At 68.4% G+C, this 2,829-nt stretch carries 2 protein-coding genes and 1 pseudogene; all 3 read right to left on the bottom strand.

Features of this window, described 5'->3' with window-relative positions:
* The coding region (locus GX543_RS02585) for a DUF6350 family protein (RefSeq protein ID WP_290849582.1) at positions 1 to 1,459 on the bottom strand (1,459 nt) is incomplete at its 3' end.
* 120 nt (positions 1,460 to 1,579) lie between these two features.
* A complete protein-coding gene (gene sucD, locus GX543_RS02590) occupies positions 1,580 to 2,482 on the bottom strand; it encodes a succinate--CoA ligase subunit alpha (RefSeq protein ID WP_264888725.1) in 903 nt (300 codons plus the stop codon).
* A gap of 21 nt (positions 2,483 to 2,503) precedes the next feature.
* Positions 2,504 to 2,829 (bottom strand): annotated as a pseudogene (locus GX543_RS02595) (succinate--CoA ligase subunit beta); the annotation flags it as partial.

Raw genomic sequence — 2,829 nt, forward strand, 5'->3', positions numbered from 1 at the left:
CAGCGCGACCGAAATCCCCGTCCACGACGTTCTGTGGGAGAGCGTCGTCGTCGTTGTCGTCGTTCTCGTAGTCGCCGTCGGCATCGACCTCACCGACCTCGTCCTCGTCCTCACCGACCCGGTCTTCGCCATCGGTCTCGTGCCCACCGTCGTCGTAGTCGGCATCATCGCGGACATCGTCGATGTCGTCGGGGTCGTCGGGGTGGTTCAGGTCGCGGTCGTCGTCATCGTCGTGGTCGTCGTCGGCAGCGACGCCCGCACGGCGGCGACGGCGGGCGAGCTCGCTCTCCGCACGCTCGCGACGGCGCGTCAACCCGGCGAGTGACAGGGCGATCGTCGTGGACCCGATGATCCCGAACATCAACAGCGCCATCCCGGCCGCGATCACCGCCCCGGTCCCCACCGTGCCCAGCACGCCGAGCTCGCCGCCCGCCACCACCGGGGTGAGAAGCAGGACCACCGCGACGATCGCCGCCGCGAGCCACGTCGCCTTGACCGCGTCGCCGGTCGTCCGGAACCAATGCGCCACTGAGCGGGCCAGCACCGCGGCCACCACCACAGTCACCAGCAGCAGCCCCTGCACCACCCAGTGCGGACTCGTCGTGGGCAGCGCCGCCGCGAGCGGAACCTCGGGCATCGGTCCGCGGGACAGCGCGAACACGCTGTACGACGCCTCGCCCAGATGGGCCTCGCCACCCACGGTGAGCGCGGCACCGGCCATCACGACGTTCGGCAGGTACGCCACCGAGATGGCGGTCAACGCGGCCGTCCCCACGAAGCCCTTGCCGATCTCCAGGCTCGCCGCGATCGGATCCCACGCGAACAGGACACCGATCAGCACCATCGCCGCGGAGATCGCCCACGTCGCCCCGACGAACGCGACACCCAGATGAATGCCGCCCCGCACCCACATCGGCAGGATCTCGCGCAGGTCGTCGCGGAAGTACAGCCATACGCCCAGGCCTGAGCCGGTGATCCCGACCGCGGCAGTCCACGCCAGCGCGAGAGGCAGAGACGTCTCACGCACGGCGAACTCCGATGCCGCGGAACTCACGAGCAGCGACGCCAGTCCCGTGAGCACCAGTCCCGCCACGGTCGCGCCGACAACTGCGGCTCCCGCCTCACGGGCCCCCGGCCGCTCGACATCTGCGAGTACTGCCCGCGTCTGCCGCGACAGCATCGCCACGTACAGCAGTGCCGGAAGCAGGGGCAGGAATCCGAGGCCGACCATGTCCACGGTCAGCGGCACGCGGTTGACGACGAGCCATTCCACGGCCACCACGGCGAACAGCGAATCGAACCCCCGCGCCGTGAACACGAGCACGCCCAGGGTGAGAACCGCCAGGACCAGCACGGTGACGATCACGGGGAGCGCCGCGGCCGCGGCGGTCCACAGCAACGACCCGGCGCCTGCGGGAGAGCGACGCGCTGCGGGCCGGATAACACGTTGGGGACTCACTCTGACCACCGTAGATACCCGCCCTGGAAGTGGCACCCCCGGCACGCCGCGACCCCCGCCATCCGGAGATGACGGGGGTCGCGGTGAAGGCTGGTCCTCCAGCTCAGTGATCGATTCCGATCACAGGGAGTCGAGGATCTCCTTGGCGAGCTTGGCGGTCTCGGAAGGCGTCTTGCCGACCTTCACGCCAGCGGCCTCGAGGGCCTCCTTCTTGGCCTGCGCGGTACCCGCGGAGCCGGAGACGATGGCGCCGGCGTGGCCCATGGTCTTGCCCTCGGGAGCCGTGAAGCCGGCGACGTAGCCGACGACCGGCTTGGTCACGTTGGCCTTGATGTACTCGGCGGCACGCTCCTCGGCGTCGCCACCGATCTCACCGATCATGACGATGACCTTGGTCTCGGGGTCCTTCTCGAACGCCTCGATGCAGTCGATGTGCGTGGTGCCGATGATCGGGTCACCACCGATGCCGATGGCGGTCGAGAAGCCGTAGTCCGACAGCTCGTACATCATCTGGTAGGTCAGGGTGCCCGACTTCGACACCAGGCCGACCGGGCCCTTGCCGGTGATGTTGGCCGGGGTGATGCCGACCAGCGACTCCTCCGGCGTGATGATGCCGGGGCAGTTGGGGCCGAGGATCCGGGTCTTGGAGCCCTTCGACACGTTGTAGTTGTGCGCGACGGCGGTGTCCAGAACCGGGGCACCCTCGGTGATGACCACGGCGAACGGGATCTCGGCGTCGACGGCCTCGATCATGGCGTCCTTGGTGAACGGCGGCGGGACGAAGAGGATCGTCGTGTCGGCGCCGGTGGCCTCCATGGCCTCGGCGACGGTGCCGAACACGGGGAGCTCGACGTCGTTCCCGTCCTTGTCCTTGTGGGACACGGTGGTGCCGGCCTTGCGTGCGTTGACGCCGCCGACGACCTGGGTGCCGGCCGCGAGCATGCGGGCGGTGTGCTTGGAGCCCTCGCCACCGGTGATGCCCTGGACGATGACCTTGCTGTCCTTGTTGAGGAAGATCGACATGTCTTCTGGTTCCTTCTCTTCCTACTTGGAGGCGAGCTCGGCGGCCTTGTCGGCGCCGGAGTCCATGTTGTCGGCCAGGGTCACGAGCGGGTGGTTCGCCTCCGCGAGGATCTTGCGACCCTCCTCGACGTTGTTTCCGTCGAGACGCACGACCAGCGGTTTGTTGGCATCGTCGCCCAGGATCTCCAGAGCCTTGACGATGCCGTTCGCGACGGCGTCACACGCGGTGATGCCACCGAACACGTTGACGAAGACGCTCTTGACCTGCGGGTCACCGAGGATGACGTCCAGACCGTTGGCCATTACCTCAGCGGAGGCGCCGCCACCGATGTCGAGGAAGTTGGCGG

The sequence above is a fragment of the Gordonia sp. (in: high G+C Gram-positive bacteria) genome, assembly GCF_012515855.1.
Classification (GTDB): domain Bacteria; phylum Actinomycetota; class Actinomycetes; order Mycobacteriales; family Mycobacteriaceae; genus Gordonia.

What these genes read in the sequence shown, in the direction of transcription:
- sucD (WP_264888725.1), bottom strand. Translation starts at nt 2,482, where the DNA reads ATGTCGATCTTCCTCAACAAGGACAGCAAGGTCATCGTCCAGGGCATC.